General features: G+C 46.6%; 16 protein-coding genes. 2 read left to right on the plus strand and 14 right to left on the minus strand.

Annotation, left to right across the window (positions count from 1 at the left end; translation table 11 throughout):
- Positions 1 to 5 precede the first annotated feature (5 nt).
- The 7 genes from J2Z66_RS14820 to J2Z66_RS14850 all read right to left on the minus strand — a co-directional run bounded on the left by J2Z66_RS14820 (position 6) and on the right by J2Z66_RS14850 (position 10,027).
- Positions 6 to 917 (minus strand): ABC transporter permease, encoded by a 912-nt coding sequence (locus J2Z66_RS14820; protein WP_245375562.1) that lies wholly within the window; start codon positions 915 to 917, stop codon positions 6 to 8.
- A 95-nt stretch (positions 918 to 1,012) separates the two neighbouring features.
- Positions 1,013 to 2,665 (minus strand): type 2 periplasmic-binding domain-containing protein, encoded by a 1,653-nt coding sequence (locus tag J2Z66_RS14825; RefSeq protein ID WP_209972225.1) that lies wholly within the window; start codon positions 2,663 to 2,665, stop codon positions 1,013 to 1,015.
- A gap of 269 nt (positions 2,666 to 2,934) precedes the next feature.
- On the minus strand, positions 2,935 to 3,747 hold the full coding sequence (locus tag J2Z66_RS14830) for a M55 family metallopeptidase (RefSeq protein ID WP_209972226.1): 813 nt from the start codon (positions 3,745 to 3,747) through the stop codon (positions 2,935 to 2,937).
- On the minus strand, positions 3,747 to 5,519 hold the full coding sequence (locus J2Z66_RS14835) for an NHL repeat-containing protein (protein WP_209972227.1): 1,773 nt from the start codon (positions 5,517 to 5,519) through the stop codon (positions 3,747 to 3,749). The genes J2Z66_RS14830 and J2Z66_RS14835 overlap by 1 nt, the downstream gene beginning before the upstream one ends.
- A gap of 160 nt (positions 5,520 to 5,679) precedes the next feature.
- Positions 5,680 to 7,461, minus strand: coding sequence for a cache domain-containing sensor histidine kinase (locus tag J2Z66_RS14840; protein ID WP_209972228.1), 1,782 nt, complete (start codon positions 7,459 to 7,461; stop codon positions 5,680 to 5,682).
- Entirely contained in the window at positions 7,445 to 9,076 is a 1,632-nt protein-coding gene (locus J2Z66_RS14845; protein WP_209972229.1) for a response regulator transcription factor, read from the minus strand. Before J2Z66_RS14845 ends, J2Z66_RS14840 begins: the two co-directional genes overlap by 17 nt.
- Positions 9,077 to 9,649: 573 nt before the next feature.
- Positions 9,650 to 10,027: a DUF4240 domain-containing protein gene (locus J2Z66_RS14850; RefSeq protein ID WP_209972230.1), complete on the minus strand. Its 378-nt coding sequence runs from the start codon at positions 10,025 to 10,027 to the stop codon at positions 9,650 to 9,652.
- A gap of 179 nt (positions 10,028 to 10,206) precedes the next feature.
- On the opposite strand from J2Z66_RS14850, the gene J2Z66_RS14855 reads away from it, so the two are divergent.
- On the plus strand, positions 10,207 to 10,572 hold the full coding sequence (locus tag J2Z66_RS14855) for a DUF4190 domain-containing protein (protein WP_209972231.1): 366 nt from the start codon (positions 10,207 to 10,209) through the stop codon (positions 10,570 to 10,572).
- A gap of 283 nt (positions 10,573 to 10,855) precedes the next feature.
- Here the strand turns inward: J2Z66_RS14855 and J2Z66_RS14860 are convergent, their stop codons facing one another.
- The 5 genes from J2Z66_RS14860 to J2Z66_RS14880 all read right to left on the minus strand — a co-directional run bounded on the left by J2Z66_RS14860 (position 10,856) and on the right by J2Z66_RS14880 (position 16,607).
- Complete coding sequence (locus J2Z66_RS14860; protein ID WP_209972232.1) at positions 10,856 to 11,386, minus strand: YceI family protein; 531 nt, start codon at positions 11,384 to 11,386, stop codon at positions 10,856 to 10,858.
- Positions 11,387 to 11,626: 240 nt separating this feature from the next.
- A complete protein-coding gene (locus J2Z66_RS14865; protein WP_209972233.1) occupies positions 11,627 to 12,532 on the minus strand; it encodes an SDR family oxidoreductase in 906 nt (301 codons plus the stop codon).
- 1,169 nt (positions 12,533 to 13,701) lie between these two features.
- Positions 13,702 to 14,568: a glycine betaine ABC transporter substrate-binding protein gene (locus J2Z66_RS14870; protein WP_209972234.1), complete on the minus strand. Its 867-nt coding sequence runs from the start codon at positions 14,566 to 14,568 to the stop codon at positions 13,702 to 13,704.
- A gap of 6 nt (positions 14,569 to 14,574) precedes the next feature.
- A complete protein-coding gene (locus tag J2Z66_RS14875) occupies positions 14,575 to 15,411 on the minus strand; it encodes an ABC transporter permease (protein WP_209972235.1) in 837 nt (278 codons plus the stop codon).
- Positions 15,408 to 16,607 (minus strand): quaternary amine ABC transporter ATP-binding protein, encoded by a 1,200-nt coding sequence (locus J2Z66_RS14880; protein WP_209972389.1) that lies wholly within the window; start codon positions 16,605 to 16,607, stop codon positions 15,408 to 15,410. Before J2Z66_RS14880 ends, J2Z66_RS14875 begins: the two co-directional genes overlap by 4 nt.
- A gap of 268 nt (positions 16,608 to 16,875) precedes the next feature.
- On the opposite strand from J2Z66_RS14880, the gene J2Z66_RS14885 reads away from it, so the two are divergent.
- Positions 16,876 to 17,436, plus strand: coding sequence for a GbsR/MarR family transcriptional regulator (locus J2Z66_RS14885; protein WP_209972236.1), 561 nt, complete (start codon positions 16,876 to 16,878; stop codon positions 17,434 to 17,436).
- A 152-nt stretch (positions 17,437 to 17,588) separates the two neighbouring features.
- On the opposite strand, the gene J2Z66_RS14890 is transcribed toward J2Z66_RS14885, so the two are convergent.
- Positions 17,589 to 18,743, minus strand: coding sequence for a hypothetical protein (locus J2Z66_RS14890; RefSeq protein WP_209972237.1), 1,155 nt, complete (start codon positions 18,741 to 18,743; stop codon positions 17,589 to 17,591).
- 278 nt (positions 18,744 to 19,021) lie between these two features.
- On the minus strand, positions 19,022 to 19,636 hold the full coding sequence (locus tag J2Z66_RS14895; protein WP_209972238.1) for a TVP38/TMEM64 family protein: 615 nt from the start codon (positions 19,634 to 19,636) through the stop codon (positions 19,022 to 19,024).
- Positions 19,637 to 20,455: the final 819 nt, after the last annotated feature.

Below are 20,455 nucleotides of genomic sequence, written 5' to 3' on the forward strand. Positions count from 1 at the left end.
TGTGGTTAATATAAGCCCATGCCTGTCAATTTTTTTGACAATTTGTTTGAGCCTACCAGCATCAAAAAGCCAAGCACGCTTTGCGTAAGTCCAATCGCTGTCGTCAAGCTGTATTGTGCCTTTTCCAGACCAATTCGGTACACATACGTACTGATCACGTCGGACACATCATAAACCAGAGCATTTTGAAGCAAAAATACGCGTTCGAAGCCGATGCCGAAAATGCTCGCCAGCTTTAGTAATAGCAGCAGCACAATCATAGGAACCATATGTGGAAGAGTGATGTGAATGACCTGCCGGAAGCGGCTCGCCCCGTCGATCCACGCCGCCTCGTACAAGGAGCTGTTGATGCCGGCAATAACGGCAAAGTACAAGATGGCTGACCAGCCGACACTTTTCCATATATCCGCGAAAACGAGAATTCCCCGAAACATGCTTTGCTGCGTCATAAAATATATCGAATCCATGCCCAGCCATTCCACTAATACGACGTTGACCAATCCATTCGCAGGTGACAATATTTGATAAAAAATCCCGGATACAACAACCCATGATAAAAAATGAGGCAAGTACGAAATGGTTTGGACGATTTTCTTAAAGTTTCGATGAACAATTTCATTTACCAGAAGTGCAAAAATAATAGGTGCTGTAAATCCGAATATAATATCGTAAAAATTGAGAATAAGCGTATTCCTCATAACTTTCCAGAACGTAGCATCATTCAAAAAGTATACAAAATGCTTAAACCCTACCCAATCACTGTTCCAAAAGCCTTTGAACACCGAATAGTCCTGAAAGGAGATAATAATTCCATATATCGGGATATAATTAAACAGAAATAAGGAAACAACCGTAGGAGCAATTAGCAAATACAGCGGCAGTGTTTTTCTTAAGGCTTGCATTCTCTGATTATGCATGCAATCACTCCAATTTCTTGTACTTAACTTGCATTCAGACCATGCCCAATCTTGTTGTGCACTGGGCATGGTCTCTGGGCCAATCGTTTATTTGCCTACCAATCTACAGTTTTGAAGCCCAAATCACGCATCATATCTTTGTTCTCATCTAAATACTTCTGCATCGGGTCATAGATCAAGCCGCGGTACTTGGCTTCCCATCCCTTGATTTCCCCATCGAACTGATCCATGGAAATTTCGCCCATAATCGCTTTTACGGTAATTTTATTAATCGCTTGATTAGATTCTGAAGTCTTCAACGCCGCCTCATCCGGCGGAGCAAAGCCCGGGAGACCAAGCTCTCCATTTTTCTTCGCCGCTTCATCAATAGGCACCATGCTGTCATATACCGCCTTGGCGTAGTCGGCTCCCAGAATCTGCTCATTTTTGGATTTATCAGCATCAGCGCCGGCTACAAAGCCGATCCCAACCGCATAAGCAAGTCCATAAGAATGCTCGGGCTCAGCCATCTTTGCTCCGTCCGGAACCTTGATTCCGTCTTTGACCGTATACGTAACCCCTTCTTCGCCCCAGAAAATCGCCTCACGCAGCTCATCTGTATAGAAGCCTTCCAGCGCTTTCCATGCGCGCTCCGGATCTTTGGTCTTGGCTGAAATATACAAGCCGTGTCCCATAATAGGAGATGTCGCATATCCACCTTGCGCATATTTCGGATCAGCCAGCTCCTTGGGATTCTCTTTCAGGAAGGGTGCAAAGGCAAGCTTTGCCTCCGGTTTCTCTTTGAGAAACCCGCCTACGACCGCAGGAAACTGTTGAGTTGCGTCCACAGTCAATAAAATATTCTTATTGTACCAGTTCGAATAATAGGTTGGGTTATCGTTAGTGGCAAATTCCTTATCCAGCAAGCCCTCCTCGTAAAGCTGGCGCATTAAGCCAACTGCTGCCTTATACTCCGGCGTAAGCACGTCTGGAATGATTTTGCCGTCCATAATTCTCCAGGTGTAAGGATTGACCCCATACCATCTGAAAATAACGGTGCCGCCATAAGCAAACAAATTGTCTCCAATCACCCAGTTCGTCAAGATCATTGAGTCAGGCTCGGCTTTCTTGATTTTGCGCATCAGCTCTACCCACTGATGGGTGGACTCTGGCCAGCGCCCTTCATTGTATTTCTCCACTAAATCGTACCGCGCTATGACCCCGCTCCCCTGTGGGGATCCCGTCCAGGCCATAGGCATGCGGAAGTTCTTTCCGGAAACCGGGTCCTTCGCCAGCTCCAGCATTTCCGGGGTAATGTACTTCTGCACCTGCGGCGATTTATCATAGAAGGGCTTTAAATCAAGGAATGCGCCTGCCCTTCCCGCTTCATTCGCTGCCGGCTGCAGCCAGTGCTCATGCACAAGATCCGTTACATTGCCGGAGGCCAGCATCAAATTAAATTTGGTAGCCAGATCGCCTGCTGGCACCAGCTCAAGCTTCAGATCCACATTCGCGTAATCCTTGACAATATTAATAAACTTGTTGTCACTTGCATTCACATTCGCTGGCAATGCCACACCTGAATCGCTCATGAACATGGTGAGCGGAACCTTAGGCTCAGCTGCGTTAGTACTGGCTTGCGGCTTCTCCCCTGCTGATGTTTCCACGGGTGTTTGCGGATCTTTCTTTGATCCGCAGCCCGCGATGACTAGAATGATTGCAAGCAAGAGAACGCTACCAACTGCTAAAACGCGACGACGACTCTTCATGTACTTCATACCCCCAGTATCCTTTTTGTTTGCTTTCAAGGTTTATTATAGGACCTGCGGCAAACCTAGGTACATTCAATATGTTTCGATAATCAAGCACTATATACTCCATTTTCTGAAACCCCTTACAACCCTATACGCGATTCAATCGGATTATTTTACGGTGTGAAAGCGTTATCGTCCTAGTACCTTCCACATTTCCTCTACACTGCACGCTACATACGCATAACGTATACATTTCGTGAACATCCGTACAGATATGCCTTACTCTACTTTCCATTAAGCAGATCGATGACACTATCCGGATGCTCGGAATAGTGCGTATAAGCCGCTTTCGTACCGTCACTGCGATAACGGATTTCCCGCCGATAGGGTGCCTGCAGCTGCAGCAGGGCAAATTGCTCTCTGTCCTCGGTAAATCTGCGCAGCGCTCTCTCCGCACCAGCCCGGATAAGCTCACACGCTACCTCAGGATGCATATGGATGGCTCCGTTATTACGTTCTTTGTAGCCCTCCGTGTTATATGCATCTCCGCTCCCCGGAATGAACCCACGCTTGACACTGACGGTTTCGATCCCATTGACCAGCGCTGCTGCTTCTTGAGCAAAAGCCTCGTCCCCCGCTCCAAAAATAGATCTCACCCCTAAGGCTGCACCACACATAGCCATTTGTCCAAATTCGCCAATAGAGATTCCATTAATTTGATAGTCCAGCACGTTGAACCAGCCGGTATGGGCCATATGTGCGTACTCCGTACCAGCCTTAGCATGCTGGCCGACCCAGGCCATCGCATCAAATGAAGCATCGAGTGTAAACGGATAAGGATCCGGGTATGGACTCGGCCCCCTTACATAGCTCGCTCTCCGGTCAAGCAGTACATTGTTGATCCCGCCATAGCCATGTCCATCCATGACCCTGATTTCCGTCGCTCCTGCAGCAGCAAAGCCAGCGATCGCCGCATTGACCTCTGCGGTCAGCAGTCTTTTGCCCTCTTCATAATAGATGCCTTGCCGCGTAACCCAATCATCATGATTCACAACGCCGCAAACGCCTTCCATATCCGTCATGATATAAATTTTCATTAAAGTCCTCCGTTCTCTACTCGCCGAAGTCCCAACCTGTACAGCCAGCTGCCCGATGCGAAAAACATCTCGTCATTTGGGCTTACAACCGCTGTGCCAACATCCCCTGGCAATTCTCCAACCTGCACGGCCTTCCGATGCTCCACATGAAGCTCATACAAATACCGCTCACCAAAAAGAGCAATGGTCGCATCATTCACCTGGACCATACAGGTGCATGACTCCCCAAGCGGGATCGGGTTTTCCCAGGATAGCGTCTGAGGATTGAAGATATGGATCTGCCCATCCCTCTCCATCCAGACACGCCCCGCGCAAGCTAGAAGGACCCGCAGCGCTTCAGGCTCTTCGAGCAGCTCGCGGTGAACTTCCGCCGAGGCTGCCGGATCCCACACAACCAAATAGCGTGAGGTGCTCTTGGCCTTTAATCCGTTGCCCGCTGTATCGGTTGTGAAATACAAGTACCTGCTGTCTGCCGACAAGCCAACGATTTGCTGTTCAGGCACGGGATCATACCAGCTGAGAACCTCCAGCGTCTGCGGGTCTACGCGGGAGAGCCCTCCGCCGTAGGTCCCATACTTCGCAGCCCAGCCAGTCCAGACCGCTCCGTCCGGTCCAACTACACTTTTGCCGCTCGGCCTCACCAGCTGCGGAGCTACAGTCTGCAGCGTCCGCGGATTGATATTGTCAAGCTGGTTCCAAGGCTGCGCCGGATCATACACCACATGATCTCCGCCTGAATATGCCGCCAGGAAGAGCCGCCCCTCGACTACACACATCCCGTATACCTCTCCGCCACTATTGCAAACTACAGGAGAATTCCAATACGACCCTGAAGCAGGCACATAACTGAAAATTGTCTGGCCGAAATTACTGGATCCCCAAATACGTCCTTCCTCGTCCGCCGTTAGTGTCAATATAGCCGAAGGAGGAGCTTCTACAGGAATATCGAGCAAGGGAGAGCATATCCCGTCCGTCTCTTGAATCCAGTACTGCTGGCCGCGAATGCCTATTGTTCTCCCGTCGCCCAGAATTTGCACGCAGGTTCCCAGAGGTCTGGCTGGTGAAACTTCCTCCATAGCAGCCTCTAAATGAGGCGGTTCCATGAGGCTGAATGTACGCGGATCGTAATAGACAAGTTGATCTTTTATTTTAATGCGCAGGTAAGTATCGGTCAGCTGATCCAATTCAGCAGGAGCTTCGCAGAAATCAAAGAATACTTCCTTTTCAATATCCCACGCCCTCACGAAAGTCGACTGATAGCCTCCCGATATCAGAATAAAGCCAGGTATGCTTCCATTCACTTCCCGCAAGTACATATTTTCCAGATTGTCAGACGCTCTGCCCAGATTTCTCAGCACATGCTGGTGAGGATCATATTGCAGCAGCAAACAGCCTGGATACGTCCCGCCGTAAATCATTCCATCCGAGCCCTCCGCCCAGTTCCAAATGTAGGTTTCATCTTCAACCCACAGCGGCTCGGCCCATGTCCGGCTCTTCAAGTCAAGACTGAACAGCTGCGCCTGCGGGTAATGCTCGCAAGTTCCAACAAGCAGCTTGTCACTCTGCCAATTATGCAGCGCCCAAGCTCCAGGACCTTCAGGGAGCACGATCCTTTCCCCTCCCCCCGTAACCGGGTCGATCACAATGAGCTCGCCTTTCCCCTTCGTTACAAAGCTCGCAAAAACCACTTTCTCATTTCCATCCTGTGGATCCTGGATCACTGCCGAAGATAGAAACTGAAAATTGCGGCAGGGCTGTTCAACTCTCTCCATCGCTCTCATCTTCCCCCATATGTTAAGTTTGAAATAAGCTTTCCTTCGCTTTAAAAGTACCTCATAACAGCAGCGTTCGAACATGCACAATTCATCTATAATATGCGAGGATCTTATGCCGCTTGCCTTGCCCTAATTCCTTCTAGCATTATCTTCCCGTTTATAGCACTATTTTCGGAATGTGCAGGGTGGCGACCGTGCCTGTGCCGTGTTCACTTTGCAAGGTAAGGCCATATTCACTCCCATAGTGCAGCTGGATACGGGTATGCGTGTTGCTGATTCCTATCGAGTTCACAGGAGTAAGCTCACTGCTAACCGCATTCATATTGCTGCGTATTTGTTCCAGCCGCTCCTCTGTCATCCCGGATCCGTCATCTGTCACCTGGATCATTAAATGCCCGCCCTCATCATGCACACTAATTTGAATTAGACCTTTATAATGCTTCTGTTCAAAGCCATGGAGAAAAGCATTCTCTACAATCGGCTGCAAAATTAATTTAAGCATGCTTGCCCCCTGCAAAGACTCCGGACATTCAATCTGCAGCTTAATCCCTTCGCCATATCGCATATTCATCATTTTCACATAATGCACGATATACTCAATTTCATCTTTTACACTGCAAAATAAAGAAGTATCCTTATAGAAAAGATGCAGCATTTTGCCAAGTGTTGTAATACTATCCGCTATATTGCGGGAGTTGCTTACGATCGCCATCCATTTGATGCTGTTTAGCGTATTGTGCAGGAAATGCGGAGTGATTTGCGCCTGCAGCGCTTTAACCTCGCTTTGCCGCTTTTTCCCTTCCGTCTTCTCATTCTGCTCAATTAATTCGGCTATACTCAGCGACATCCGGTTGAAATGCCTGCCCAACAGACCAATTTCGTTCGCTGGAAAACGCTGAATAAGAACACCCAGCTTCCCACGTTCCAGGCTTTGCATTTTTTCTGCAAGCTCTTTCAATGGATATAGGATCAGATTCGTCCAGTACAGCGTCAAAAAAACGATTAGCAATAAGCTGATAACAAATACTATTAACAGAATTTGCTGCAGCTTCATCACATCTTTGTTAAACAAAACCATAGGTATCTCTTTGATCAGCATCCAGTTATTGCTCGGCAAGCGGTAGTATACCACCTGCTGAGGCTTTTCGCCCCATTGTGAAAAGCTGCCATAAGCATCCCCCTCGCTGTTGATGGTTTCGCCCTGCTGACCCAAATCGGCTTTGTTTAACGCAGAGATGATCGTCCCCTCTTGGTCCACGATATACGTTCTCATTTCCTCGGAATCCGACAAGTCCTGGTACACGGAGGCCAGTTCTTTTTCTTTTATATTAAAAACAAGTATGCCGCTGCGGTCTTCATTGTTCAGAACTTTGACATAACGTGCGAAAGTAAGAAGATCTGGAACGAGAGCTCGTTCTGTTACTTGGGGGTCTTCCATAAAATCAGCCTGGCGCTGGCCTCCATACCAATGAACCTGGGTATATTGACTGGCACTGGCGCGATATATAGATGTTTTATAAAAGGGATGATTTTTGGTCGTGGTTAAGCTGTAGCCCCGGGAATTCGTTACACCGACCATCTCCCCTTCCTCGGTAAATAAATAAATGGAGTCAAAATAGGTGTACTTGGCCATGGTTTGCTTGAACAGCTCTCTTAATTCCAATGTCAAAAAAAGGTGATCGACCTTCGACCCCCTCTGCTCTAGTACTTCTCTGATAATCGGCTCCATGAGCAAGCTGACCGATACCTGCTCGGCCTCATTGCGAAATGAAGTGATGCCGCGTTCAACATGCCGGAACAACTGGACCGTCGACTGCTCCGACCTTGATTTCAAAATGTCCAGGACCTGTAAATAAACAAGCACAGAGCTGACAATCATAATCAGTATACTGATAAAAAGGAACATAAGACTCAGCTGGCGCTTAAGGCTGATCTGCATACGCATATTCCCCATTCCGATCCGGACTAATCCGAAAGCTTTTCGGGTTCATCCCCGTCATTTTCTTGAAAATACGGCTGAAATAGCTATGGTCGGGAATCCCCACCATCTCGGCGATTTCATAAGTGCGGTGATCGGTTTCCAGCAGCAATTCTTTTGCTTTGCCGATCCGGTACTGAATCAGGTAATCAATGGGGCTGCATTTGGTTTCTTTTTTAAACAGGGTACTGAAATAATTGGCGCTCAGATTAACCTGCTTGGCCAACTCCTGCAGTGTGATTGCCTGTCTGTAATGCATCTCGATATAAGCTACCGCTTCCGCTACCTCCTTGCTCCACTTCGGAGTCTTGACACTACCTTGAATAAGCTGGTTCAGGTAGTTCCGGAAATAGCCCATCGCTTCCCGTAAAGTACGGGCATCGCGAATGCTTGCAGAAGCCTGCTCATGATTGCTCCAGACGGACTCTCCTTGCAGCCGAACTGTAAAAAGCGGTACTTGCATCAACCGTAAAAAAAAGTTCAGCACATCGGTTGGATCATATTTACCCGCATCCATAAAAAGATGAACCTGCTCAGAAAGAGCTTTTCGCAGCGCTTCCTCCAAATGACTCCAAGAAGACTCCAGCTTCGCGAAAGCTCCCCTTACATCATCCCGGAATTGCTGCACATTTTCTTGCGAGTACCATAACGTCGATCCTTCTCCCCTTACGAACTTCATTTCCAGCGTCATCAGACTCTCTTTGTACAATGCCTTGATTTGTGAATAGCCGCTGTGGATGCTGCTCATTCCGAAGGTAACCGTAGTATTGAAATACGTAAATAAGACCTGCCGAAGATGCTGCAAAAGATGCTGCAGAAGCTGATCCATTTCTTGTTGAAAGGATTCATTTCCCTGAACATGAGCAGAGCTAATCAAGAGCATGAACCGGTTCTTCTGGTCGTGCACAACCTGAGCGTACTCATAGGTTCCCACAACATTGTGCAGCACATTAAACAAATTCATTTCTGTAAGATGTCCGTATTCATCCTTATAGCTGTCTCGGAGCGCGTCATAACGGTCAATTTCCATTAGACAAAGCAGCAGGTGGTCTGTAGAGCTTCGCCACTGAAGCCCGTCTGCTAGCGCAACAAATTCCTCGACGGAATAAAGCTCGCGGAACAGGAAATCCTTAAGCAGCTTTTCATGCCGCTCTGACCGCTGCACCCGACTCTCTTCAGTTGACACAGGCGCACTCTTGACGGTCATTTCCGAGGAAATCTTGGCAATGACGTGCTGCATCTCTTCGGGAGTCATGGTCAATTTAAGAATGTAATCATTTACGCCTAAGGAGAGTGCTTTGCGGGCCAATTCAAATTCACTCAGACACGATAAAATCACGATCTTGGTCGCATGATCCTTCTCGCGAATGCGTTCTATCAGCTCCATCCCATCCATAATAGGCATTCTAATATCCGTAATAATGAGATCAGGCCTATCCCTCACATAAATATCCCATGCTTCCTTGCCGTTGGAGACATCGGCTATAACCGACATGTCATATTGCTCCCACGGAATCGAATTTTTCACTCCGATGCGTACCAGGAATTCATCTTCGGCGATAAGAACACGAAACAAGAAAATTCCCCCTTTTTCTCTTACATCTTTGGAGTAGAAGTACTCTGTTCAGCAGCTACTGAAACTGAATAATAATAGCCTTTACTGCTGCCTTAGTGCTGCCTCACTACTGCTGGACAGCAGTAAGCAAGCGCTCTCACAAGATAGTTTAACCCCTATCCCTTAAAGTGACAAGTGTCAGCTGAGAAGGATCTCTACTTAACGATGATTTTGTGGCTGTCGATTAACAGTGGACAAAAAGATGCGTAAGTACATCATTTTTGGACCCCAATGCACCCATAAAAGGAAATTACTGCAAATCTGCAGGATTTTAGGCGTCTCTTGTCCGTTTGAGCGCTCCAAGTGACTATTTTCCTGCACTTTTGAAGTATTTACTATGGGTAGCTTCCAAGGCTTTGGCCTCCAAGGCAGGGGGAGCCTCCAAGGCTGCTGAAAGGCGATTTTTGATCGATTTCAGTGGGAGTTTGAGTTGTACCCAGTTAATCGACAGCCTCATTTTCATCGTTAACCGCACCCGATCCTCATTCAGAACATTGGAATCGGGAATCGGGATTCTCGATGATCTCAGAAGGCCTAATAAACCCCTGTTGGCTCACCATAAATTTCGTAACAAACCTCATCAGCTACCCCGAATAATATTTGATCCGTAACGTCATTAACTGAATATGGAATTTCTTCTGGATTATTTAAAATATGATCGTAATAATTTCTTCCGTTGCTAACTATCCAATTTGCAATATCCTCAACCCCATCTTCAGATTGTTCCATAAATGCTAAATAAGGTTCATCTTGTAATTCGATTGAAGCATCAAGAAATTGCTCCTGAAACTTTATGATATCTTTTTTGTTGAAAGTGGATAAAATTTCTTTTAGTTTTTGCCTGTTTGTAGCAGCCATTGCGATAATACTCCAAAACCACTCGGAATCATTTCCTTCAAATAATTCATTCATGAACTCGTTATCCTCCTTATTTCAACATCAGTCTCTCTAGCCATATGCCCTCGTATGAGAAGCTCATTGTTTCCACACTTCTAATTTCAATACTTTGTTCCTCTATTCCTTGTCCGGAAGGTAGAATTATAAATCTGATCCAAGTATAATGGGCATAATAACTAATCAGGAGGCTCCACATGGATCCCTATTCAAAAGATCAACAGCCTTACAACAACTTCTCCAAGTTTACACCTCCGCCTCATCAGCCGCCACCCAGAACGAACGGGAAATCCATCGCGGCCATGGTATTGGGCATCTGCTCCCTTGTCATTCCTTATCTGGGCCTAATTATCGGTATAGTAGCCATCGTATTCGCCAGCATCTCCTTCAAGGAGATCAAGAGAACCGGCGAGCAGGGAAAAGGCATGGCCATTGCTGGACTCGTCTGCGGGATTATTGGAACGGCGCTCTACGCCCTTATCATTATTATTATCATCCTTGTCGTTGTCGTTTTCAATGATTCATCTTCCTCATTCATAAACTCCTTCGATAACAGCTTCTAGATAAACCCGGAAAGCCGGGCAGCCAAATGATCGCCACCGACAGCTGTCGTCTGCTGCTGCCAATTGTTCTTCCGTTCTTCTTCGGCCACATAAGTAAGTTTAAACAATGGTCCTCCATCACTTTTCCAAAATATACGCTAAGCCTTCAAGCATAACGGAAGGCTTAGCGTATATTTTGATCAGCGCCGAAAAACATATTTTCTGACACAGAAAAGCCATCCCGATCAAGGATGGCCTGTTATATGCAGTAAAAGTAAATGAAGATAGCTCAGGAGGATTGGACTTAGACAGCAGAAGCTTCGATATCAAGGGAAATTTTAACTTCGTCTCCAATAAGCACTCCGCCAGTTTCCAAAGCTGCATTGTAGGTTAAGCCATAATCACTTCTTTTAAGAACTCCCTGGACACTGTATCCTACCTTCTCATTACCCCATGGATCTTTACCTGCTCCTTCGAAAGTAACTGCAAAGGTTTCAGCGCGGGTTACACCATGAAGCGTCACATTCCCGGTCACTTTGTACTCATCGTCGCCAGCTGAAACAATTTGCGTCGATTCGAAGGTAAGCTTAGGATTGTTCTCGACATCGAAGAAATCAGCAGAACGCAAATGGGCATCCCGGTCACCATTGCGAGTGTCGATACTGCTTAAATCTACGGAGAACCGAATGTCCGCGGACGTAAGATCTGTGATATCTGACTCAACTTCCGCTTCAAATGTGTGAAAGGTTCCTTTCACCTTGGCAATCATCATATGCCTGATTGTGAAGTCTACACTGCTGTGTGATGCATCGATATTCCATTTTGTTTTTGCCATGTTAAACTACCTCCATTTACTTTAATAAAATTATTAACTTACAAATATAAAGTATATATTCATTTTATTTTTTTATTGCACTTTTGTCAATATGCTTTTTTTGCAATATTAGAGATATTAGCGATATTTACAATAATTATATGTATTGGAATGTGCATCTCTGTAGACAATCAATAAAACCCTCCCGTCAACCAGGAAGGCTTTAACTTTCGCTATATACTTTCTTATTCAATTGGCAGGCTAAGAAGTTATGAAATCCCCACCATTTACGTGCATGGTCTCCCCAGTCACAAAGCCCGAATCATCGCTCGCCAGATAAACATAGGCAGGTGCCAGCTCAAAAGGCTGCCCAGCCCGCTTCATAGGCGTATCGGTACCGAATATGGCGACGCGCTCAGCCGAATAGCTTGAAGGAATAAGCGGGGTCCATATGGGGCCTGGCGCCACAGCATTGACACGAACGCCTTGCTGAACGACCGACAGCGCAAAAGAACGGGTAAAGGATACGATTGCCCCTTTGGTGGCAGAATAATCGATCAGCGTTTTTTCTCCTTGATAGGCGGTTATGGAGGCTGTGTTAATAATCGAGCTTCCGCATTTTAGATGGGGTAACGCTGCTTGAGACATAAAGATAAACGAAAAAATATTCGTGCGGAAGGTCAGCTCCAGCTGCTCCTCAGAAATATCCAACAGGCTTTCCTGGGGGAACTGCACCCCTATGTTGTTGACTAGAATGTCAAGCTTCCCAAAAGCTTGCAAGGTTTGTTCAACCACGGAGCAGCAAGCTGCTTTAGAGCATAAATCAATGCGAATGGCTAGGCATCTTCTTCCAAGCTGCTCAATTCTGGCTTTGGTTTCGTCCGCATCACGCTGTTCATAGAGATAGGCGATGACGACATCCGCCCCCTCTTTGGCAAATGCTATAGCCGTAGCACGTCCGATTCCACTGTCTCCCCCCGTGATAATGGCCACCCGATTGTGCAGTTTGCGACTTCCTATATAAGAAGGGTTCTCGAAAATTGGCCTTGGGACCATCTCATACTCCAGTCCAGGCTGTCCAGGCTGATACTGCGGTGGAAAGGCAATCGGCTGCTCCTCACACTTGGTTTTTGAACTGTAATAAGGATACACGGGATATTGGTTCATGGTCGACCTCCAGATCAATGGTTATTTGCCTAGAAACAGCGTATTCCAGAGGCAGACATTGCGTGCCTTTACTATTTGCATAAGAAAAATGCCTTTTGGGACTGTTAACAAATTACCTTTTTGACGAAATTGACGTTTGAGAACCCGCATAAACACTGGGAAACTAAAAGTCTTTTTTCGTAAAATTGACTTTTGTCAACAGTCCCTTGCGGTGTCCTTTGAGGTGCATGTTCGTGACTTGGGTGCGTTGCGGAGGGAATGGCTGTGGGCTCCTCCAGCCGCTGTTTAAAGATTTGTTCCCTGATTGGAATGGATGAGGTGGTAGGAACAAATCTTTAAAGGTGGACACTATCGCTCTTCCTCCCACACCCATTCACTCTCTTTAGCTACAATCGCACGAATCACATGAACAGCAAACTCAAACGGACAGCCAGCAAGGCTTTTTCTTTTGGTTAGTAGAGCTTTCCTAGCGGGCGCAGGCGCTGGGAATGAAGAGCGCACGCAGCTGAGAAGGCCTGCTCCTTTAACGATGTTTTTCATCGCTAAAAGCATCGGGCCAGGTCCATAACCTTACTTTAACAATGAAAAACATCGATAAATCCCTTTTTTCCCCACAAAGATGTCATCCGTGCTCTTTTAACGATGAAAATCATCATTAACGTGCCAGTTAACCTGAGATCACTTACTTTAACGATGAAAAACATCGTTAAGTGGAGTACACGCTCATTTCGGTTGAGGACTGACTGCTACTAGGCGGGCTACTAGCACCATTCCCAATGTTGTCAGGTTAACATGCAAGTTGAAGTTTTAGCTTTCCCCAATTAGAAGGCATGCCCAATCCGAAATGGTCGAATGTAGGCGGAAAACCGACCACAATGTGCTTGCACGGGGCGAAGAGGCCAAATGTAGGCAAAAACCGACCACAATGTGCTTGCGCGAGCAGAAACGGCAAGTGTAGGCGGAAAACCGCACACATTTAGCCACTTAACCTGACAACATTGGCATCATTCCTCCCACGCCCCTCCCTCTCAGCTCCAAAGTGCCGAACATGACATGACATGCCACGCCTAGAATGAACGAGAATGCACGAGAATGAAGGGGTAATATCGGTCGCTCAAAAACTAAAAGAGCCGCAACCCTATGGGCTGCAGCTCTTTACCAACAAATTATTAAATTCCTGAAATCCAAGCATCCACTTTGCCTGCATTCGCCTCTACCCATTTCTTGGCGGCTTCCTGTTCGCTCATGCCTTCGACAATGTCGATCATGACTTGTTCCATATCGGCTGGCGTCCATTCGAATTGATCGAGGAAGCGGTAAGCGTCCGGATGATCTTCTTTCAAGCCTTTACGAACAATTGTATGGATTTGCTCCTCGCTGCCGAAGGTGCCCTTGGGATCAGCTAAATACCGCAAATCCATCTTGGCGAACATCCAGTGTGGTGTCCAGGCTGTGACGATGATCGGCTCCTGCTTGTCATAAGCAGCCTGCAGGGTTTTGGCCATTGCTGCCGAAGAGCTTTCGAGTATTTTCCAGCTGGCTAAGCCGTATTGTTCTTTGGCTGCATGTGTCGCGCTCATGATACCTGCTCCCGGCTCGATGCCGACAATCGTATGATCGACTGATTTGCCAATTTCATCGGCAGCCAGGTCTTCTATAGAGTTAATTTCCATATATGTCGGGACTGCAAGTCCAAGCTTAGTTCCAGTCAGGTTCACACCCAAATCCTCGAACTTGTCTTTATTAGGCTCATAGTAAAGCTCACCATGTGTAGAAGGCAGCCAAGCAGCAACCATAGCATCTGCAGTGCCATCAGAAACCCCAAGATACATAGGTCCAGCATCCACCTGAAGCATTTCTACCTTATAGCCGAGCTTGCTCTCCAGCACTTCTCTGACCACATTGGTACTGGCAATTTCAGAATCCCATGCTACATAAGTCAGTTTTATCTTTTTATCGCTCGTCTTCGTACATCCTGCCAATACTGCAAATGCCAATACTAACGTACATATAATTAAAAATGATTTTTTCTTCATAATGTATTATCCCCTTTTGCTTTTCTTTACAAGATTTTGTGTCATTCGGTCCAGAATAATCGCCAATACAACAACGGCCAAGCCGGCCTCGAAGCCTACTCCAGTCTTCACTTGATTCACAGCCCGCAGGACATCTGTTCCTACACCCTGAGCCCCGATCATCGAAGATATTACAACCATAGACAGCGATAGCATAATGGTCTGGTTAATTCCTGCCATAATAGTCGGTACGGCCAAAGGCAGCTGCAGCTTGAAGAGCTTCTGCATGGGCGTAGAGCCGAAAGCGTCTGCCGCTTCCACCAGATCCTCCGGCACCTGCCGAATTCCCAAATTCGTTAACCGGATCGTGGGCGGAATGGCGAAGATAACGGAAGCGAAAACGCCAGGCACAACACCAATGGAGAAAAAAGCGATGGCCGGCAGCAAGTACACAAATGCTGGCATCGTCTGCATAAAGTCCAGCACAGGTGTAACCACATTCTGCAACTTCATGCTTCTGGCACACAGAATGCCAATCGGGACGCCAAGTCCAATCGATATAAAAGAGGCTATCAACACTAACGATAAGGTCTGCATGGTGTGCTCCCAATAACCGAGATTCAGCACAAGAAGCAGCCCCAGCAGCGTAAACACGGCAATTCTCCATCTTCCGATCAAGTATGCAACAATTGAAAATACTAAGATTACTATAAGCGGATGAAAAAAATTAAGAAGCTCTGCCAAGCCGTTGACGGTTCCGCCAACCACAAACTTGATCGCATCCAGAACAGGACCAAAGTTCGTATCGAACCAGCCTTCGACCGATTCCACCCAGCTTCCTATCGGTATTTTGGGTATCGTCATGGCTTATCACCCGTTTCATCTTCAGGAAATCCGGACAAGGCTCCTAGAACTGCGCCCCGGATAATGATCCCAACCAGCCGCTGACGGTCGTCAATGACGGCAACCGGAATTTTCGTGCTGCTCACGACATCGAATAGCTCTGAAAGCACAGTTTCCGGAGATACAATTGGAACATCACGGATCAGTACTGCCTCAAGCGTATGCCCCGACTTGATCGCAGCTGAAGCATCCTCCGCTGTAATGACCCCCATCAGTTGACGTGCCTTATCCACTACGTACAGATTGGAAATGCCGCGGTCAATCATAAGCTGCAGGGCAACCCGAGGCCCGCGATCAAGTGTAATCGTTTCAGCGCGAATCATAACATGAGCAGCCGTCAGCACCTTGGAGAAATCTACATCCTCGACAAATCTTGCGACATAAGCATTGGCTGGATTCATAAGAATTTCCTCCGGTGTACCAATCTGCACAACAGCCCCATCCTTCATCAATGCGATCCGGTCTCCAATTCGCAGAGCCTCTGCCAGATCATGGGTAATAAAAATGATCGTCTTCTTCATGCGGGTCTGCAGTTCCAGCAGTTCATCCTGCATATCCTTGCGGATAAGGGGATCAAGTGCGCTAAAAGCCTCATCCATCAGCAAAATGTCAGGAGCCGTTGCCAGGCCGCGAGCCAAACCTACCCGCTGCTGCATGCCTCCACTGAGCTCATCAGGACGACTGTCTGCATAGCCTGCCAAGCCCACTAATTCCAAAGCTTGGGTAGCCAGCTGCTTTCGCTCCTCTTTCCCCATCCCTTGCACCTCTAGACCGTACTCTACATTTTGTAGAACGGTTCGGTGCGGAAATAGGGCAAACTTCTGAAAAATCATGCTCATCGTTTTACGCCGCAGCTGCCGCAGCTCTTCCGGCCTTAACTGGACCACATTTTGCCCATTTACTAATACTTCTCCAGCCGTCGGTTCAATTAAGCGGTTAAATAGACGGACTAAAGTGGATTTCCCACTTCCTGACAGCCCCATAATGACGAATATTTCCCCTGGCTCGATGGATAAACTAACCCGGTTTACGCCAACCGTCAGCTTCGTTTCTTTGGCGATCCGCTCTTTCGTCCAGCCCTGCTCCAATAATGAAATGGCCCGTTTCGGATCATTGCCGAATACTTTTGTTAAGTGTTTCACTTCTATAATGGCCAGATATACTCCCCCTTTCCTTTATGTATTTAGCTCTGTAAGTCGCTCTGTGCTGTGCGTTATGTACTTACACAAGTGTATGCTTTAGGCCATTTTGGGTCAAAATGGGTATATGTCCGTATGGTACGTACAGTTTTAACTTTACGAACTTTACATACCGTATACTCTGTATTTCATACATATCCTTAGGAATGCCAATCTTTACTTTTACATTTTCATTATTTACAATAGGTTCTGTGGTTATTCGGTTAGCACATAGGGAGAGAAGGACATGGCGGAGTTTGAAGGACTCGATGAGGAACAAATCAGAACGATTGAAAAATTGCGTCGGCGTGTAATTGATTCCATTGCTAACAACATGGATTTGTATGGAGTGACCTTGTCTGTCGGGCATTTATATGGAAACATGTATTTCCACGAGGGGCCAGTTACTCTTGATGAGATGGGCCAAACAATGGGAATGAGCAAAACCAGCATGAGTACCGGTATGCGTACGCTGCTGGATTTAAAAATGATTAACAAAATTTGGGAAAAAGGAGCGCGGAAGGATCTCTATGACGTGGAGGCGGATTGGCATCAAAACTTTGCCGATTATTTTTCCATTAAATGGCGCAAATCCATGGAGATGAATCTAAGCTCTCTGAATAAATCCTTACTAGAGATTGAAAAGCTTCGTGAGGCAGATCCGACTAATGAAAAGCTGCTTGCCTACACAGATATAGATCAACGTAAAATAAAAGAGGCCATCCATTATTATAAATGGCTTGACCGCTTGATCGATTCCCTGGAATCTGGAAAGATCTATGAATGGATTCCCAAGGAATCGAATTAACCATCGCAATTGCTCTTTATATTTGACCAGCCAGAAAGAATCGAAGGGCAGCATACACCCATGCCGTGATTCTTTCTTTTTGTGTATGCAGTCCGGGCAAAAAGATCGATCCAGCGTCTGGTCAGCTTAGCTCTATTTTCTTCCTCATAACCTCAATCCTCAGCCTTCGAAACGGCTTCCAGCTGCTTTCCAACCTCCTGAACAAAAGCCTCAGGCTCATCCAGCGCCAAGAAGATTGTCGTAACCTTACGCGGCATAAAAAGCAGGGTTTCCACTTGAATCGGCTGCTTTAATTGTATGCGGATATTGGGCGTGGACAGGAGCGGTAAAGCCGCATCTTGCTGCTCCTTTTGATCAGGATGGTACTCACGGGCAGTCTCCACTTCAGCGATTTGTGCTGTCGGTATATCGGCCTGGATCCGCAGACCATATCTCAGCCGGAGCATGCCTCTATCCAGCTTGATTGGCTGCAGTGCGGATGCCCTGCTATCGGCCCAGATTAAAGCAAGCAGCCAGAGATCGGCTATAGTCAAACCCCATGCCACCCAATGTGACCACTGCTGAATCAAAAGGTGAACGACCACTCCCTCCATAATAAGGAGCTTGGTAATAATAGCAGCATACAGCACCTGACTCGTTTTGCGGTGATAGGTAAATAAAGATGAACCGTTACCCTCTTTTGCCGCTGTTGGTGTAGTGGCTATCGTCGCTGTTGCGGTTGCCTTTGCTGTCGCTGTCGCTAGCGTCTCTACCGTAGTTACCGTTGCCATTTTCTTAGTGGATCGCCTTCTCCAGGAAAACAAAAGATAATACACCACAGTGATATCATGAAGCAAAAAGGATGCCAGCTTCCCCTTTCCGATCACCTCATGTGCCGCTATACGGAGCGCTTCTCCGGTATTTGCTTCTTGACGGGCAATTTGTCTAAAGTGGCGGAAAAAACGGTATAAAACCCTCACTTCAAAGCCGATAAAAGCGACTTCCGCGGCAATAATCAGCATTTCAATCGGCCACGCGGCATTCCACACCGTATTGCGCATCGTCACTGGAAGAACAAGCCATGCCAGCATGGCGCCTAACAGAGGCAAGGGCAAAATTTTGGCAATAGACTTGCCTTGTCTCCGTAAAACAAATAACCAGAACAAAAAGGGAATGACCAGCATAAAATCGAACATTACGGCGTAGACCAATATCGGGTCATTTTCTTGGAAAGAAAACGTTCTGGCGATAGTCATATCTGTAACTAAGATAAGAATTGCAATTGCTAGGAACCAGAAAGCGGAGCGTTGGAGTTTTTTAGCAACCACTCAGGAACCCTCCTTCATTTTCACAGGGTTAATGTCAGAATATATTACACAATTCGATTTTTTTCGCTAAAATTATAGACAAATTCGCCATTCTCATGTTATAAATGATTACATAGAGATAGAGCTTGAATAGATATCGGATAGCTTTGGAGAGACCAGCGGTACAACTTCTTAGAGAATCGGACGGGGAATCGGGGGTTCCCGCGATTCGATTCGGAAAAAAGTTAAAATCGCCGTTATCCCCCACAACTAGTCTCCTAACCCCATTACTTCTCCCTTTAATTTTCTCCCTTAATCGGCGTTTCCCTTGTGTAATAGGCCTCAATTTTCTTGCTAATCAACCAAGATGCCCCAATAAATAAGACCACAAAAATAATATGCAGCGGATTATCGATAAATCGCGTCAAGTCATAACCAATATAAGAAACCGCAAATACCATAACGGCTTTCCCCATGGCAACTGCTACTAGAAAGGCAGAAAGACGCATACGGGCAACGCCAGCAGCAATATTAATGACTACAAACGGACCGATCGGAAACATACTTAACAAAAAAACATAGCTGAAAGCATTACGCCGCACCCACATCAGACTTTTCTGCACTTTGGGCTTGCGTGCCCAGCGCTCTAAATAGGGATGCCCGGCAATTTTGCGCACGATAACGAAAGTTACCAGGCAGCCGCTCACAAGACCAATCCAAGAGTACAGGAATCCCAGCCAGAGGCCATAAACAGCCGCATTAACGCCAACAATCAGGAGCGTTGGCAAGGGTGGAATGAAAGATTTCATAAAGGTTAATAAGATGCCGGGAACCGGACCGAAGGATCGGTATTTGTCCAACAAGCTCATCAGGTTTTCTTCTGTCATGTAAGACATTATATCTGTTATACCCATCTGTCAGTGTCACCCGTCTCTTTTCTACTGCACTTCTCACTACGCTTCTTACTACAATTCTTACAACACTTCTTACAACACTTCTTACTTTACCATTCCTTTATATACATTAGCATACAGGCTTGTTTTGAGAAACATTTTTATATAGGGAGGTAAGGGGTGTGGGCCAATGTTGTCAGGTTAAGCAACTTCTCAGGCGATGCGCCGAGCAGCCCGAGCAACGGCAAGTGGAGAGCGGACGGATTTCTAACGGACATGGTTGCCTAAACTTGACCCACAACGCTTCCAGAAAAATGGGATTTCATATTAGCTCCATATGAGCGTTGTTCAAGAGCGGAAAATATACTATTTTACCAATATATGATGAAATTTGATCTCTCCTCGTAGAGCCCCAGCTCTATTTTCTGTAAAAGAGCCGCTTTCATGTCGGGGGTCCGCGGCAAGCCATAGCTGTTTTTAGTAATTTTGTTCGTTCCCAGTGCGTTTAAAAGGGAAAAATTATTATTATTGGGCTCATTTGGATATTTTTTATTTATATAAAATCAACTTAATTTCCAATATTTGATGTTTCCATAAAATTGGAAGCATAGTGGGGCAAGCTTAGACATGGTTGCACCTTAGACGCGTTTTTTTCATCCGTCGCCCATCCTAACGGACATCAGCGACTCTTAACCCGCTCAACAAGGGAAAAATACGCTCCGTTAGGGCTGTAAGAGGCGCTAATGTCCGTTAGAATTCCAGCTGGGCTTTTGGGGGGCGCTTAGGAGCGCTGGTGTCCGTTACAGTTGCTGACTTCCCATTCGCGTCCGCTGCCCCTCG

The sequence above is a fragment of the Paenibacillus eucommiae genome, assembly GCF_017874215.1.
Lineage (GTDB): Bacteria > Bacillota > Bacilli > Paenibacillales > NBRC-103111 > Paenibacillus_AI > Paenibacillus_AI eucommiae.

Excerpts from the sequence above, each read along its gene's own strand:
- J2Z66_RS14875 (WP_209972235.1), bottom strand. The coding sequence starts at position 15,411 with ATGACGATACCCAAAATACCGATAGGAAGCTGGGTGGAATCGGTCGAA.
- J2Z66_RS14855 (WP_209972231.1), top strand. The coding sequence starts at position 10,207 with ATGGATCCCTATTCAAAAGATCAACAGCCTTACAACAACTTCTCCAAG.
- J2Z66_RS14835 (WP_209972227.1), bottom strand. The coding sequence starts at position 5,519 with ATGGAGAGAGTTGAACAGCCCTGCCGCAATTTTCAGTTTCTATCTTCG.
- J2Z66_RS14865 (WP_209972233.1), bottom strand. The coding sequence starts at position 12,532 with ATGAACCAATATCCCGTGTATCCTTATTACAGTTCAAAAACCAAGTGT.
- J2Z66_RS14840 (WP_209972228.1), bottom strand. The coding sequence starts at position 7,461 with ATGCAGATCAGCCTTAAGCGCCAGCTGAGTCTTATGTTCCTTTTTATC.
- J2Z66_RS14820 (WP_245375562.1), bottom strand. The coding sequence starts at position 917 with ATGCATAATCAGAGAATGCAAGCCTTAAGAAAAACACTGCCGCTGTAT.
- J2Z66_RS14870 (WP_209972234.1), bottom strand. The coding sequence starts at position 14,568 with ATGAAGAAAAAATCATTTTTAATTATATGTACGTTAGTATTGGCATTT.
- J2Z66_RS14885 (WP_209972236.1), top strand. The coding sequence starts at position 16,876 with ATGGCGGAGTTTGAAGGACTCGATGAGGAACAAATCAGAACGATTGAA.
- J2Z66_RS14895 (WP_209972238.1), bottom strand. The coding sequence starts at position 19,636 with ATGGGTATAACAGATATAATGTCTTACATGACAGAAGAAAACCTGATG.
- J2Z66_RS14825 (WP_209972225.1), bottom strand. The coding sequence starts at position 2,665 with ATGAAGAGTCGTCGTCGCGTTTTAGCAGTTGGTAGCGTTCTCTTGCTT.
- J2Z66_RS14850 (WP_209972230.1), bottom strand. The coding sequence starts at position 10,027 with ATGAATGAATTATTTGAAGGAAATGATTCCGAGTGGTTTTGGAGTATT.
- J2Z66_RS14860 (WP_209972232.1), bottom strand. The coding sequence starts at position 11,386 with ATGGCAAAAACAAAATGGAATATCGATGCATCACACAGCAGTGTAGAC.
- J2Z66_RS14830 (WP_209972226.1), bottom strand. The coding sequence starts at position 3,747 with ATGAAAATTTATATCATGACGGATATGGAAGGCGTTTGCGGCGTTGTG.